Source organism: Amycolatopsis sp. NBRC 101858 (assembly GCF_030269325.1).
GTDB classification, from domain to species: domain Bacteria; phylum Actinomycetota; class Actinomycetes; order Mycobacteriales; family Pseudonocardiaceae; genus Amycolatopsis; species Amycolatopsis ponsaeliensis.
The window spans coordinates 1,513,390-1,526,184 of record NZ_BSTD01000001.1 but is presented as its reverse complement, the minus strand read 5'-3'; the positions used below and the strand labels follow the sequence as shown (position 1 = coordinate 1,526,184).

The 12,795-nt window shown below is 69.4% G+C and carries 16 protein-coding genes; 3 read left to right on the top strand and 13 right to left on the bottom strand.

From position 1 onward, the window contains the following. Positions 1-29 precede the first annotated feature (29 nt). The 9 genes from QSK39_RS07295 to QSK39_RS07255 all read right to left on the bottom strand — a co-directional run bounded on the left by QSK39_RS07295 (position 30) and on the right by QSK39_RS07255 (position 7,326). A complete protein-coding gene (locus tag QSK39_RS07295) occupies positions 30-1,430 on the bottom strand; it encodes a hypothetical protein (protein ID WP_285476857.1) in 1,401 nt (466 codons plus the stop codon). A 14-nt stretch (positions 1,431-1,444) separates the two neighbouring features. After that, entirely contained in the window at positions 1,445-2,005 is a 561-nt protein-coding gene (locus QSK39_RS07290; RefSeq protein WP_285476856.1) for a DUF3558 family protein, read from the bottom strand. Then, on the bottom strand, positions 2,002-2,499 hold the full coding sequence (locus QSK39_RS07285; protein WP_285476855.1) for a hypothetical protein: 498 nt from the start codon (positions 2,497-2,499) through the stop codon (positions 2,002-2,004). Before QSK39_RS07285 ends, QSK39_RS07290 begins: the two co-directional genes overlap by 4 nt. Positions 2,500-2,569: 70 nt before the next feature. Further along, positions 2,570-3,259, bottom strand: coding sequence for an ESX secretion-associated protein EspG (locus tag QSK39_RS07280; protein WP_285476854.1), 690 nt, complete (start codon positions 3,257-3,259; stop codon positions 2,570-2,572). Positions 3,260-3,292: 33 nt separating this feature from the next. Beyond that, complete coding sequence (locus QSK39_RS07275; RefSeq protein WP_285476853.1) at positions 3,293-4,498, bottom strand: hypothetical protein; 1,206 nt, start codon at positions 4,496-4,498, stop codon at positions 3,293-3,295. Continuing rightward, positions 4,495-4,932, bottom strand: coding sequence for a hypothetical protein (locus QSK39_RS07270; RefSeq protein WP_285476852.1), 438 nt, complete (start codon positions 4,930-4,932; stop codon positions 4,495-4,497). The genes QSK39_RS07275 and QSK39_RS07270 overlap by 4 nt, the downstream gene beginning before the upstream one ends. Further along, positions 4,929-5,504, bottom strand: a complete 576-nt coding sequence (locus tag QSK39_RS07265; RefSeq protein WP_285476851.1) for a 4Fe-4S single cluster domain-containing protein — start codon at positions 5,502-5,504, stop codon at positions 4,929-4,931. Before QSK39_RS07265 ends, QSK39_RS07270 begins: the two co-directional genes overlap by 4 nt. Further along, positions 5,492-5,707 carry a DUF2997 domain-containing protein gene (locus QSK39_RS07260; RefSeq protein ID WP_285476850.1) on the bottom strand — a complete coding sequence of 72 codons (216 nt, stop codon included), beginning with the start codon at positions 5,705-5,707 and terminating at the stop codon, positions 5,492-5,494. Before QSK39_RS07260 ends, QSK39_RS07265 begins: the two co-directional genes overlap by 13 nt. Next, positions 5,704-7,326 (bottom strand): Ycf46 family AAA ATPase, encoded by a 1,623-nt coding sequence (locus tag QSK39_RS07255; RefSeq protein ID WP_285476849.1) that lies wholly within the window; start codon positions 7,324-7,326, stop codon positions 5,704-5,706. Before QSK39_RS07255 ends, QSK39_RS07260 begins: the two co-directional genes overlap by 4 nt. Positions 7,327-7,625: 299 nt before the next feature. On the opposite strand from QSK39_RS07255, the gene QSK39_RS07250 reads away from it, so the two are divergent. Next, positions 7,626-9,284 (top strand): AMP-binding protein, encoded by a 1,659-nt coding sequence (locus QSK39_RS07250; protein WP_285476848.1) that lies wholly within the window; start codon positions 7,626-7,628, stop codon positions 9,282-9,284. A gap of 3 nt (positions 9,285-9,287) precedes the next feature. Here the strand turns inward: QSK39_RS07250 and QSK39_RS07245 are convergent, their stop codons facing one another. Beyond that, entirely contained in the window at positions 9,288-10,256 is a 969-nt protein-coding gene (locus tag QSK39_RS07245) for a R2-like ligand-binding oxidase (RefSeq protein WP_285476847.1), read from the bottom strand. Next, a complete protein-coding gene (locus QSK39_RS07240) occupies positions 10,253-10,852 on the bottom strand; it encodes a TetR/AcrR family transcriptional regulator (protein ID WP_285476846.1) in 600 nt (199 codons plus the stop codon). Before QSK39_RS07240 ends, QSK39_RS07245 begins: the two co-directional genes overlap by 4 nt. Before the next feature lie 94 nt (positions 10,853-10,946). Between QSK39_RS07240 and QSK39_RS07235 the strand changes: the two genes are divergently transcribed. Then, positions 10,947-11,564 carry an HAD family hydrolase gene (locus QSK39_RS07235; protein ID WP_285476845.1) on the top strand — a complete coding sequence of 206 codons (618 nt, stop codon included), beginning with the start codon at positions 10,947-10,949 and terminating at the stop codon, positions 11,562-11,564. On the opposite strand, the gene QSK39_RS07230 is transcribed toward QSK39_RS07235, so the two are convergent. Further along, a complete protein-coding gene (locus QSK39_RS07230) occupies positions 11,561-11,803 on the bottom strand; it encodes a hypothetical protein (protein ID WP_284743010.1) in 243 nt (80 codons plus the stop codon). The genes QSK39_RS07235 and QSK39_RS07230 overlap by 4 nt on opposite strands. A 132-nt stretch (positions 11,804-11,935) precedes the next feature. Here QSK39_RS07230 and QSK39_RS07225 point away from each other — a divergent pair, with 132 nt between their 5' ends. Continuing rightward, positions 11,936-12,322, top strand: a complete 387-nt coding sequence (locus tag QSK39_RS07225; protein ID WP_086861937.1) for a cold-shock protein — start codon at positions 11,936-11,938, stop codon at positions 12,320-12,322. Here the strand turns inward: QSK39_RS07225 and QSK39_RS07220 are convergent. Further along, positions 12,319-12,795, bottom strand: coding sequence for a DUF2771 family protein (locus QSK39_RS07220; RefSeq protein ID WP_285476844.1), 477 nt, complete (start codon positions 12,793-12,795; stop codon positions 12,319-12,321). The two genes, QSK39_RS07225 and QSK39_RS07220, sit on opposite strands and share 4 nt — an antisense overlap.

Here is a 12,795-nt window from a genome sequence, read left to right as displayed (position 1 = left end):
TTTTCTCAGGGAGATTCAGGGGTTGTCCCTTACGACTCCCCGATGGTGGGCTTGACGATCTTTTCGCCGTCCGGGCCGCGTTCGGGCTTGAGGTCGAAGACGTCCTCGTCGACGGCGTACTTGTTCTTGTGCTCTTTGTCGTCTTCTTTTTTCTTCCCGCCGGCCCCGGCGCCACCCGCTGCGCTCCCGCCTTTGCCCTTCGCGGCCGCGGCGGCGGTGGCCCCGCGTTCGAGGCGTTCACCGGGCGCTTTCCCGCCGGTTTTAGCACTTTCGCTTTCCTTGGGACCCCCGGCGAGGCCGCCCCCGGAGACCCGCGACCCGGCGAACCCGCTCCCGGCACGCCCGGCCCCGGACTTGCCGCGGGTGATGTCACCGCTTCCTCCGGTGCCTGTTCCGCCGGCCGTTCCCGGCATCGCGAGGCCGTCCGGCGTCACCCGAGGGAAGGCGCTCGGGGCGGGGCCGCCGCGGAGGCCGGTGTTGCCGCCGCTGAAGGTCCCGGTGCCACTGGTGACCCCGGGCTGGACGAAGTTCGTGCTCCCGGGCGGCGTCACGCCGGGTGGGGTGGTGCCACCGGGGACGAAGCTCCCGCTCGTGCCGCCGGGTCCGGTGGTGGTGCCGCCGCCGATGGTGGGGGTGCCGGTGAACGAGGTGCCGCTGGTGCCGCTTGTGCCGTGGAAGCCGGAGACGGAGGTGGAGTCACTCCCGAGCTGTGGGGGCGGTGCATAGGTGGGTTGGGAGCTGGCGGTCTCGTGGTAGGTGCCGTCGAGGTTTTGCAGTACTTGGACGGCTTGCTGATGGGCGGCGTCGGCCTGTTGTTGCTTGGCTTGGATACCGGCCATGGTGCCGCTCATGCCGATGAGGTCGCCGTTGTTGTATTGCTGTTTCGCCTTGTCGAGCTCGGCTTGCTGGTTGAAGCCGGTGGGCTCGGGCATGTTGTTCTTGGCATAAGTCGCGGCAGCGGACTGCTGGGAGTAGTGGTTGCTGACCAGCTGCATGGCGTTGCCGGTCTGTTCCGTGTGCCCCGCGGTGTTCTGGAAGAAGCCGTTCGCCTGGTCTGCGGCGGGGCCCTGCCAGGAACCGCCGGATGCCGTTGCGGCGTCCCGGAACTGGTTGGACGCGTCGGCGAGCCAGTTGCCGTAGACATTGGCCACGCGGCTGCGATCGTTGATGCCCTCGATGTCGAGGTCCTTGTGCACCATGTCGTACAGCACTTCGTGCGGGCTGTTCGCGTAGTTCTCACCCGGTGCGGGGGAGTCGCCTCGGAGGTTTTGGCCCTCCTGGAGGACTTTCCCTTGCGCGACGGAGTAGTCCGACGCGGCCTTCTCGGTGAGATGCTGGCCGTCGGCACCGTGACCTTGGAGCTTTTGAGCGGTGCTCGCGTAGTAGTCACCCTCGGACTGGCGATGCTGCGCCCGGTGCGGCTGACTCATGGCAGGACTCCGTCTCAGTTCTTCGGCAGGAGCGGCTCGATCTTCGCGGCGACGTCTTCCACCAGCTGGCAGGCCTTTGCGGTATCCGAGCCCGAAGCCAGCAGCACGAAGGCACGAGAGTTGGGTTTCACTTCCAGCCACACGTCACACTGTCCGGGGGAGTTCATCGGTTCGCGTTCCATGACCGCAGGTCGCCCGTTGACGTTGCCTTCACTCGCTTGGCTGGGATTACCGACGTTTTCCTTGTATCCCCGCCCCGAGTCCAGGGAAAGCCCGATGTCCACGCCCGGTGTATCGCCGGAGGTCGGCTTGGTGGTCCGGCAACCGTGCTCCGGATTCGCGACCAGTGGCTCGGCCTTGGGATAGTCCTGGCCGGCGAGCGCTTGGTCGATGATTGAGCACGGACTCAGACCGGAGAACGGGTCGTCCGGGCCGGTGGTCGCGCTTTTCGTGGTGGGCGTGGTCGATCCGGTCGCTTGTGAGCTAGGCGCAGCCTGACCACCCACCTGGCTCGTGCAAGCGGCCAAAGCGAGTACCGACGCGGCGAGCGCGGCCGCGGCCCGTCGTGCGGTCACTGCTCTTGCAGCCCCTTGTTGAATTGACTGAAAGTCATGCTGTGCGCATCCTCTGTCTCGCGGTAGTTCTTGCGCGCGATCACCATCGCTTCGCGCGCTTGCTGGATCCCGTCGCGCATCCGGAGCAGATTGGGAATCAGCGATTGTTCGTCGCCATCGGCAACCTTCACATTGAAAGCAGCGACGGCCTTGGCGTATTCACTGCCACCCATCTTGGCCTGAGCTGACAGTTCGCGAACGTCGAGGATCATGCGACTGTAACCGTCGAGGAAGAAGTCGCAGGCCTTGATATACGCCTGGAACCCCTCTTCGTTCACCGCGAACTGACCGCTCTCGGCCAAGCCCTTCAGGTGACTTCCGCCCTCGCTGACCCGCCGTGCGGCCTCGGAGTCGGTGGGGCCATCCAGCAGTCCCGAGAGGAAGTTCGACCCCGCGTCCCCCTCACCAGGTGGGGGTGTGAACGATCCCGGTGCGCCGAACTGCGAACCGCTCATGACGCCCTCCCAGTCGTCGACACCACCCTGCGTGGTCTCCTCGCACTGTACTAGTGACGAACCGGCCGCGTCAGTGGTTCCGGCCACGGTCGTGGAGCCAGCTGCGCAGGTGAGAACCATCCGATGGGGTGAACGTCACCCGTGTCTCGCCGCCCGGTAGTGCCTCGCTGAACATCAGGAAGCGGCCGCCCGCGTTGTCCACGAACGTCACCGTTCCCACCGGGCGCAGGGAAGATCCGCGGACCGACAGCTCGAACGTGCCGTAGCGGTGCAGGGGCCACGAGGAGAACTCCGTTGCCGCGTCCGCGTCGCGGCGGGTGCCCGGCTCGATGAACGTCAGCTCCGCCAGGGGCACCGGCCGGTACGCCGGGAGCATGCCCACCACCAGGTCGGCCAGGCGGTCCGGGCGGGTCTGGGCGAACAGGACCTCCTCGCCCGCCAGCTCCGAAAACACCCCTAAGCCGTGGCCGATGGCCGCGCGGTAGAACACCGTGCGGCCCTCCTCCACCGCGCGGACGATCACCAGCACGTCCGGCTGGGTCCACGCCCGGAGCGTCTGCTCCACCTCGATGTCCAGCTTGTCCGGACCCGCGAGACCCCGCGACCGCATGGACTCCCAGGAAAGAGCCGCGATGCGCTCGTTCTCCGCCAGCGTGCGGCCGGGGCTGCGGATCTCGAACGGGTGCCAGTTCGCCGGAAGACCGGTACGCCGGACCGCCGTGTCGACCTCAGCCAGGCCCAGTGAAAATTCCTCCGGCACGTCCCCGAGCGTAGCGGAACGGCCACCCCGCGCTCAGATGTCGAGCTGCCGCACACCCGTCTCGCGCAACGCCACCCGGCCGGCCGTCGCCCGTTTGCGCAAGCGGACGATTTCGTGTGGCTGCAACCCGATCGCGACGCCGAACGCCTCCACGTCCGGGAACCCACCCTGACGCTGCCGCACCTCCAGCGCCTTGGCCACCTGCTCCGGCGAAAGCAGCCGCGCCAGCTCCGGCCCCGAAGCCGCGTTGACGTCCACAAGGGCAACAGGAACAGGAGCCGCAACAGGCGGCGGAGCCAGCGCGGGCGCGTCCACCGGGACGTAGGCCTCGATCGTGTCGTTCTGGTGCAGATCCCGGAACGCCAGCCCGACGGTGAACGTCCGCGCCCCGCCGTTCGTCCGTGCCGCCACCCCGCCCGTGGCCAGCGACAGGATCCGGAGGTCGGAAGCGACGACCGTGCTCCGCTCGTTGAACGTCGTCCCCGCCGGCCGCAGCACCCGCGCCCGCGTGCCCACCGTGAAGACCGTGCTGACCTGCGCTTCCGGGATCTCGACCGCCGCCACCACCGAACCGTTGCCCAGGTCGTTCGACCCGTGCACGACCGCCACGCCTTCCCGCCGCTCCAAATGGTCGTGCGAGGGCTCGTGGAACGCGGTCAGCGCGTCGCCCGCCATCGGCGGCACGTCGCACTGGAAGCCGAGCAGCACCGTGCCCTGCTGCCCGGCCGAGAGTTCCTCCACCGGCCCGGGACCGAACAGCCCGAGCACCCGCATCGGCTGGCCGCCGCGCGACAACGTCGTCAACGCCCCGAAGCGCAGGACACCTTCGCGGACCAGCACCTGCACGTGGAAGCCGGTCAGCTGGTCGTACGCCGGCGCGACCACCTGCGCCACGCCGTCCTGGCGGCTCAGGTCCGGGCCGACCCGGTCGTCGGTGTACAGCTCCAGCGCGTCGCCCTTCCCGAGGTCGCGCCGCCCCACCGCGACGAAGACGTCTTTGAGGAACCCCGCGTCGGTCACCGGCTCGACGTCGCTCGAGAAGAACTTCTTCCGCACCATGATCCCGAGGCGCAGGTTGTCCGCCAGGATCCGGTCGGCGCGCTTCAGTCGCGCGCGGGCACCGCGGACCGCGCGCCCGAGGCTGACCTGGCCGCCGGGCAGCTCCCCGAGGCCGGGGAGGGTGACCGATTCGTTGAGCGCCTTGCCGAACTCGATCAGCCCGACCCTGACCTCGGTCACGACGTGGCGGCCAGGGTGACGCTGATCGACTGGTCGGCGTTGACGCGCTCGGACTCGACGACCATCCCGTTCGAAGCCGCGCGCTGCTTCAGCCGGGCGAGGACGGCGCGCTGCACTTCGGCCGCGTACGCCTCGTCGACCGACAGCACCAGCCGCTGGGCTTCGGCCTCGGCGAGGCCAGGGCCGTCGACGTGCGCCAGCTGGACGCCCTCGGGGCCGTAGACGAACGTGATCCGCCGTCCCTCCCACGCGGCGACGACCGAGTTGCCGTCGTCGGTCACCTGCGCGCGCAGCCCGGTCAGCGCCCGGGAGAGGAGGTCGCGGTGGCGCATCCGGGTCCGCACGGTGACCACGCCAGCCTGCAGGTGCGCGGCGATCGTGGCGGCGTTGAGCTGGGCCAGCGCCTCGCTGCGCAGCTTGAGCGTGACACTCATCGGTGGTCCCCTTCGAGCAGCGCTTCGAGTACTTCGGTGGTGGCGAACCCGTTCAGCTCGATCGCGCCGTCCGGGGCGATCGTGAGTTCCAGGCGGTTCGGGGTGGTGAAGATCGACTCGTCGTAGCGGTCGGTCAGGAAGTGGAAGCGCTGGTTGACCGAGCCCACCCACGGCCGGGACAGCTCCGGCCGGTCGGCCAGGAAAGGACCGTCGACCAGCAGATCCGTCGAGTCCAGCAGCTTCGACGGCGGCAGCTCCTCCAGGACGTTCCCGGTGAACGTCATCACCGAAAGCCCCGCAGCGCGTACGGCCGCGGCGAACTCGCCCAAGGGGGAAGGCTGGTCGAACGGCTCGCCGCCGAGCAGCGTGACGCCTTCGATGCCCTCGATGGCCAGGACGCGCGAAACCAGGTCCTGCCACGGCACGAGCGTCCCGCCGCGGGTCGTCCACGTCTGCGGGTTGAAGCAGCCGGGGCAGCGCACCGAGCAGCCCTGCGTCCACACCGCGCACCGCAGGCCGGGGCCTTCGGCCGCGGTGACGTCGACGATCCGGTGGAGGTTCAGGAGTTCCATTGCGACTGCTGCTGCGACGCGGTGTCTTCGGCGGAAGCCGACGTGCGCCGGTAGTCCTCGGTGAACTCCGACGTCACGGTCTCCGCGCCGAGCAGGTCTTCGAGCAGCGGGATGTAGTCGAGGCACTTCGACCCGGTCACGCCGTGGGTTTCGGCGCTGATCGAGCCGTCCTTGCCGATGGTGACGGTCACGCGGTGCGTCATACGTCGATCGTCCTTCCCCTCGGGGACTCCGGCAGCGGCGGTGCGACCGGTGCCGCCTCGACCTCGGCTTCCGTGTCCGTCGCCGCGACGGCGCGGGTCTCGGCCCAGTTCCGGATGGCCAGGATTTCGTCGGCCTGGGTGACCGACAGCGGCACGGTCGTCTTCACCGCCCGCACGAGGTCGTCGCGGCGCAGCGGCCGTTTCTCGGCGAACGCGTCGACCAGGCCGGCCAGCACGGCCTGTTCGATCTCGGCGCCGCTGTAGCCCGCGCTGACGTCGGCGAGCTCGGCGAACAGCGCGTCGTCCAGCCGCAGCTCACTGGACACGAAGGCGTCGGTGACGCGCCGGCGCAGGTGGATCCGCCAGATCGCGGCGCGCTCGGGGGCCGAGGGCAGGTCGACGAAGAAGATCTCGTCGAAGCGGCCCTTGCGGAGGAACTCCGGCGGCAGCGAGCCGACCTGGTTCGCGGTGGCCATCACGAACACCGGCGCCGTCTTTTCCTGCATCCACGAGAGGAACGTGCCGAAGACGCGGCGCGCGGTGCCGCCGTCGCCTCCGCCGCCCGCGCCGGCGAGGCCCTTCTCGATCTCGTCGACCCACAGCACGCACGGCGCGATGCCCTCGGCGGTGCGGATGACCGTGCGGATGTTCTTCTCGCTGGAGCCGACCAGGCCGGCGAAGACGCGGCCCAGGTCCAGGCGCAGCAGCGGCAGCCGCCACATGTTCGCGACGCACACCGCGGACAGGCTCTTGCCGCAGCCGGGAACGCCGGTGAGCAGCAGGCCCTTCGGCGCGGCGAGGTTGTACGCCGACGCGGCGGGCGTCCAGGTGCCGGTGCGCTTGGTGAGCCAGCGTTTCAGCCGGTCGAGGCCGCCGACGGCGTCGAAGCTGGTCTCCGCGGGGACGATGTCGAGCATCCCGGACCGGCGGACGGCCTGGCGCTTCTCGGCGAGGATCAGTTCGAGGTCGCTGGGGTCGAGGCCGCCGCCTTCGACGAGCGCCCTGGCGAACGCGTTCTCGGCTTCGGGGAGGGTGAGGCCGCGCGCGGCGGCGACGATCATGTCCCGGTCGTCGCGGTCGATGCTGATCCGGACGTTCTGCCGGTGCGCGGCGACCATGCCGTCGAGCAGCTCGCCGATCTGGCGCTGGTCGGGCAGCGGGAAGTCGACGACGGTGGCGTCGTGCTCCAGCTCCGGCGGCACGGGCAGCGACGGCGACACGAGGATCAGGCTGAGCGGCACGGGCCGGGTCTTGAACGCGGCGGCGAGCTCCCGCAGCCGGCGCACGACCTCGGGATCCGGCCGGTGGCCGCCTTCGGAGACCAGCTGCGGGTGCAGGTCGGCGAAGACGAAGACGGCGGGCTCGCCCCAGCCGTAGACGCGTTCAAGCGCGGCGGACGCGGCGCGGGTCTCGGAGATCGGCGGGCCGCCGGCGGGCGCGAGGCCGGTGGTGGAGGACCAGACGTAGACGCGCCGAGGAGTCCGCAGCCGCTGCTGGTCTTCGGCGACGGCGCGGATCTCCCGCAGCACCCGCTGCTCTTCGTGCGTCTCGACGACCAGCAGCGGGTACCGAGCCTGCAGCAACTGGGTCAGCTCATCGCGAAACCCCTGGCCGGCCATCGATCGCCCCCTCGAAGTCCGTCCGGACATTACCAGCGCCCCGATCTCGAAACGGGTCGGCGCGGGAACCGGGGCCGGTGCCGCCGGGGGTGATTCCGGATCGGCGGGCCGGTGTGAGAACCGGTGTCGCTCCGACGTGGGCCGGCCGCTGGTGCGGCTGCGCTCAGGGTGGTGCCGGTTCCGCCTGTTCCCGGCTGGGCGCCCGACGCCCCGATCTCGAAACGGCTCCGAGCAGTCGCGACCGGCGCGTTCCGTTCTTAGACTCACCAGGCCCGACGAAGACGTCTACGGGAGGCACCATGCCTGACGCGCCCGCCCTGCCGAGCTATGCCTCGGGGATCTCCGAGGTTCCGCTGCTCGGGGACACCATCGGTGACAACTTCGATCGGACGGTGGCCGCGTTCGGGGAACGTGACGCCCTCGTCGACCGGACCGCCGGCCGGCGGTGGACCTACCGGGAGCTCGCCGCCGAGGTGAACGCGCTCGCCCTCGGCCTCGTCGCGCAAGGCATCGGGAAGGGCGATCGGGTCGGGATCTGGTCGCCGAACCGGGCGGAATGGACGTTCCTCCAGTACGCGACCGCGAAGATCGGTGCGATCCTCGTCAACATCAACCCCGCCTACCGGTCGCACGAGCTCGAGTACGTGCTCAACCAGGCCGGCGTGAAACTGCTGGTCGCCTCGGACAAGTTCAAGACCTCCGACTACCCCGCGATGGTCGAGGAGGTGCGCGAGAAGTGCGCCGGGCTCGAGCACGTCGTGATCCTCGGCGGTGAGAGCTGGCAGGCGCTGATGGACGCCGGCTGGCAGGGCGATCCCGCCCAGCTCGCGCAGCTGCAGGCCGCCCTCTCCGCCGACGACCCGATCAACATCCAGTACACCTCGGGCACGACCGGCTTCCCCAAGGGCGCCACGCTCAGCCACCACAACATCCTGAACAACGGCTACTTCGTCGGCGAACTGTGCAACTACACCGAACAGGACAAGGTGTGCATCCCGGTGCCCTTCTACCACTGCTTCGGCATGGTGATGGGCAACCTCGCGTGCACCAGCCACGGCTCGTGCATGGTCATCCCGGCGCCCGCGTTCGATCCGAAGGCGACCCTCGACGCCGTCGCCGCCGAGCAGTGCACTTCCCTCTACGGCGTGCCGACGATGTTCATCGCCGAGCTGAACCACCCGGACTTCGGGAGCTTCGACCTGTCGTCGCTGCGGACCGGGATCATGGCGGGCTCGCCGTGCCCGGTCGAGGTGATGAAGCAGGTCATCGACCGGATGGGGATGGCCGAGGTGTCCATCTGCTACGGCATGACCGAGACGTCCCCGGTGTCGACGCAGACCCGCGCGGACGACTCCATCGAGCGTCGCGTGTCGACGGTCGGGCGGGTCGGGCCGCACCTCGAGAGCAAGGTCGTCGACCCGGAAACCGGCCTGACGGTCCCGCGCGGCGAGCCGGGTGAGCTGTGCACGCGCGGCTACTCGGTGATGCTCGGGTACTGGGAGCAGCCGGACAAGACGGCCGAGGCGATCGACGCCGCCCGCTGGATGCACACCGGCGACCTGGCGGTGATGGACGACGACGGGTACGTCAACATCACCGGCCGCATCAAGGACATGGTCATCCGCGGCGGGGAAAACCTGTATCCGCGGGAGATCGAGGAGTTCCTCTACACGCACCCGGACGTCCTGGACGCGCAGGTCATCGGCGTCCCGGACGAGAAGTACGGCGAGGAGCTGATGGCCTGGGTCCGGATGCGCGAGGGCGCGCAGCCGTTGACCGCGGAGAAGGTGCGCGAGTTCTGCGAAGGCAAGCTCGCGCGCTACAAGATCCCGCGGTACGTGCACGTCGTCGAGGAGTTCCCGATGACGGTGACGGGCAAGGTCCGCAAGGTCGAGATGCGCGAGAAGTCGATCACGCTCCTGGGCTTGGAGGCCGCGGCGTCCACGAAGCACGCCTGACGGTCAGGAGACCGCCGCGGCCGCTTCCGCGATCGCCTTCGCGTCTTCCTCGCCGAAGGTGTCCTCGAGGTGCTCGGGCGAGTAGTCCAGGTCGATCTGCTCCACCGGCATCCCGCGCGCCGACTCGATCGCGCCCAAGCGGCGCTGGGCCCGGTCCGCCGCGTACTGGATGATCTCCTCCGGGTCGTTGTCGAACGGCACTTCCTCGAACTGGTCCTGCACCCACTGGATCATGTTGAGCGCGTGCGGCAGCAGCTCGCCCATCCGCTGCTGGACGGCGTCCCAGAGCGAGTCGTCCGCCGCGACGTGGCGGCGGCACGTGAACGTCCCCCAGGCCATGTGACGGCGCTCGTCGTCGCCGATGCGGCGGACCAGTTCCTGCATGCCCGGCAGGATGTCGTGCTGGGTGCAGATCAGCTGCCACGAGTAGTAGCCCGTCAGCGCGAGGCTGCCCTCGATCACGTGGTTGTACGTCACGCTCGCGCGGATCTGGTTGAGCGGGCTCGGATCGTCCTCCAGCGCCCGCAGCGACTGCGGTAGTTCCTCGTAGAACAGCTTGCGGTAGTGCGGGTTCTCGGCGACGTACGGGTGGAGGTCCTCGGTCAGCCCGACCGCGTCCATCCAGCGCCGGAACACTTCCGTGTGCTTGGCTTCCTCGAAGCAGAACTGCGTCAGGTACATCTCGTCGCCGAAGCGGCCGGTCGCCGACATCGCCCGCATGAACGGCTGGATGTCCTCGGTGACGGCCTCTTCGCCGGCGATGAACTGCGCGACGAGGTACGTCGTGCTGCGCTTCTGCTCGTCGTTGAGCGTGTCCCAGCCTTCGCGCTCGCGGCTGAAGTCGATGTCGGCCGGGTTCCAGAACTTCTTGTTCCCCTTGGCGAACAGGCGCAGCGGGAACGAGTCCCAGTTCAGGCCGCCCTTGCGCAGCGAGGAGAAACCGGTCCGCAGCTCGGAGAGGGTGTCGGTCATCGTGTCACTCCATTGTGGACGAATTGGCGGATGGTCGGGGCCAGCACGGCGGTGACGGAGTCGGCGGCTTCGGTCGCCGAATGCGTGGGAAGCACCAGGTGTGACAGGGAAAGCCGCACCACGGTCTCCGCGAGCAACGCGGCCGCCTCGGCCGAAAGCCCCGGTTCGAACTCCCGGTACTGCTCGGCGGCGAGGTCGGCGGCCGCGGTGAGGATCGGCTCGCCCCTGGTCGTGAGCAGTGGCAGCAGGTCTTCGCCGGCTTCGGTGCCGAGCGCCGCCGCGACCAGGCGGTTCTCCCGCGCGTGCTCGATCGTGTAGACGACGGCGTGGTGGATGCCGGCCAGGAGCCCGTCCGCCGTCTCGAACCGCCGCCGGATCCCGTCGAGGAACTCCGACGCGGTGCGCAGCGCCACCGCCTGGGTCAGCGCCGCCTTGTTGCCGAACTCGTTGTAGACCGTCTGCCTGCTCACCCCGGCCTTCGCCGCGACGTCGGCCATCCGCAGCCCCGCGTAACCGCCTTCCGGGAGCAGGTCCGCGGCGGCGTCGAGCAAGGCTTCCCGGAGGGACGCCTTCGTCCGGTCAGTGAAGCTGGTCACACTCTCACCTTGACACAGATGTCTCCGCTGTCAAGGCGCTGTACATGATCGGTTGACATGTAAATCTGTCAGTGGTCCCGGCTACGGTGCTGGTGTGGGCATCACGGTGGGGTTCGACCTCGACATGACACTGATCGACGCGCGGCCGGGCATGGCCGCGGCGATGAACGCGCTCGGCGCCGAATCCGGCCTGCCGCTGGACGGTGACGCGTTCGCGGCCAACCTCGGCCCGCCCCTCGACGACATCCTGCGCGGCTTCGAAGCACCGGAGGAACGCATCCCCGGTCTCGTCGACCGGTTCCGCGCGCTGTACCCGGACATGGTCGTGCCGAGCACCGTGGCCCTGCCGGGCGCGGTCGAGTCGCTGCGCGCGGTCCGCGCGGCGGGTGGGCGCACGCTCGTCGTCACCGGCAAGTACGGGCCCAACGCGCAGCTGCACGTGGACGCGCTCGGCCTGGACGTCGACGAGGTCGTCGGCGAACTGTGGTCGACGCAGAAGGCGGAGGCGCTCTTGGCGCACGACGCGCGCGTGTATGTCGGAGATCACGCCGGCGACATCCGCGGTGCGCTGGCCGCGAACGCGATCGCGGTCGGCGTCACGACGGGCCCGTGCGACCGCGCGCTCTTGCTGAGCGAAGGCGCCGAAGTCGTGTTCGAGTCGCTGACGGAGTTCCCGGACTGGTTCGAGCGGACCTTCGCGGGCGTGCCCTAGTCGGCTTTCTTGGCCCTGGCCTCGAAGACCAGTGCCAGCAGGCCGAGCAGCAGGCCCAGCGGGGTGACGACGCCGGCGCCGACGGACAGCCAGATCGGCAGGTTCTCCAGACCGGCGGCGAACATGATGAACACCGTCAGCACGGCGAGCATGCCGAGGGCGAACAGGCCGATGCCGATCCGCATCAGAAACGGTTTGCCGGGGGCGGCCACGGTGGCCTCCTTCGTCGCGGTCGTCATGACGCAGAGGGTATCCGCCGGTATCGACTTCTCCCCAGGGCATGTGGCGAGATACCCTTTCAGGAGCGCGCCCTGGGTACGCCCCCGGGCGCGTTCGTCGTGAGCAGGACAGCAGAAGGATTGGTGAGGGAAGTGCCGACCGGCAAGGTCAAGTGGTACGACGCGGAGAAGGGCTTCGGCTTCGTCACGCAGGACGGTGGCGCCGACGTCTACATCCGCAAGGCCGCGCTGCCGCAGGGCGTCGAGGGGCTCAAGGCCGGGCAGCGGCTCGAGTTCGGCGTCGCCGACGGCCGCCGCGGTCCGCAGGCGCTCTCCGTCCGGCTGCTCGACCCGCCGCCGTCCGTCGCCGAGGCGCGCCGCCGCCCCGCCGAGGAGCTGCACGGCCTGATCGAGGACATGATCAAGCTCCTCGAGCTGAAGGTGCAGCCGGACCTGCGGCGCAACCGCTACCCGGACCGCAAGCACACCAAGCAGATCGGCGAGATCATGCGCGCGGTGGCCCGGGACCTGGATCCCTAAGCCTCCAGCCGGAGACCCCACACGTCACTGGGCAGCAGGCCCGACTCACCGGTGCTGGAGTTCAGCACGGCGGTGTACTTCTGCACGTCGACCGCCGAGATGCGGTCGGCGGGCGTCGGCGGGGTGACGGTGTAGGCGTAGCGGTCCAGTGACGTGAACGGGATCGGGTCGCTCTGCTTGAACTCGCCCTGCGGGGTGACGTACTCGTAGACGATCTGCCACGGCGCGTCCGCGACCTCGCCGGGTACCGAGATCTGCACGGGCTTGCCCGGGCGGACCTTCAGCGTCTTCGTGTCACCCTTGGCGCTGCACGGCTGCGCGAGCTGCTGGGAGTAGTCGCACGACAGCACCGGCGTCGTGTTGATCGTGTGGCCGTCGGCGTAGAAGGTGACCTCGGCCGGGCCGGGCGCCGAGCAGCCGGCCACCGCGAACCCACCGGCCGCAAGCAGGGCCACCACCCGGGAACGTCGCAT

What these genes read in the sequence shown, in the direction of transcription:
- QSK39_RS07295 (WP_285476857.1), bottom strand. Translation starts at nt 1,430, where the DNA reads ATGAGTCAGCCGCACCGGGCGCAGCATCGCCAGTCCGAGGGTGACTAC.
- QSK39_RS07285 (WP_285476855.1), bottom strand. Translation starts at nt 2,499, where the DNA reads ATGAGCGGTTCGCAGTTCGGCGCACCGGGATCGTTCACACCCCCACCT.
- QSK39_RS07270 (WP_285476852.1), bottom strand. Translation starts at nt 4,932, where the DNA reads ATGAGTGTCACGCTCAAGCTGCGCAGCGAGGCGCTGGCCCAGCTCAAC.
- QSK39_RS07265 (WP_285476851.1), bottom strand. Translation starts at nt 5,504, where the DNA reads ATGGAACTCCTGAACCTCCACCGGATCGTCGACGTCACCGCGGCCGAA.
- QSK39_RS07260 (WP_285476850.1), bottom strand. Translation starts at nt 5,707, where the DNA reads ATGACGCACCGCGTGACCGTCACCATCGGCAAGGACGGCTCGATCAGC.
- QSK39_RS07255 (WP_285476849.1), bottom strand. Translation starts at nt 7,326, where the DNA reads ATGGCCGGCCAGGGGTTTCGCGATGAGCTGACCCAGTTGCTGCAGGCT.
- QSK39_RS07250 (WP_285476848.1), top strand. Translation starts at nt 7,626, where the DNA reads ATGCCTGACGCGCCCGCCCTGCCGAGCTATGCCTCGGGGATCTCCGAG.
- QSK39_RS07245 (WP_285476847.1), bottom strand. Translation starts at nt 10,256, where the DNA reads ATGACCGACACCCTCTCCGAGCTGCGGACCGGTTTCTCCTCGCTGCGC.
- QSK39_RS07230 (WP_284743010.1), bottom strand. Translation starts at nt 11,803, where the DNA reads ATGACGACCGCGACGAAGGAGGCCACCGTGGCCGCCCCCGGCAAACCG.
- QSK39_RS07220 (WP_285476844.1), bottom strand. Translation starts at nt 12,795, where the DNA reads ATGCGACGTTCCCGGGTGGTGGCCCTGCTTGCGGCCGGTGGGTTCGCG.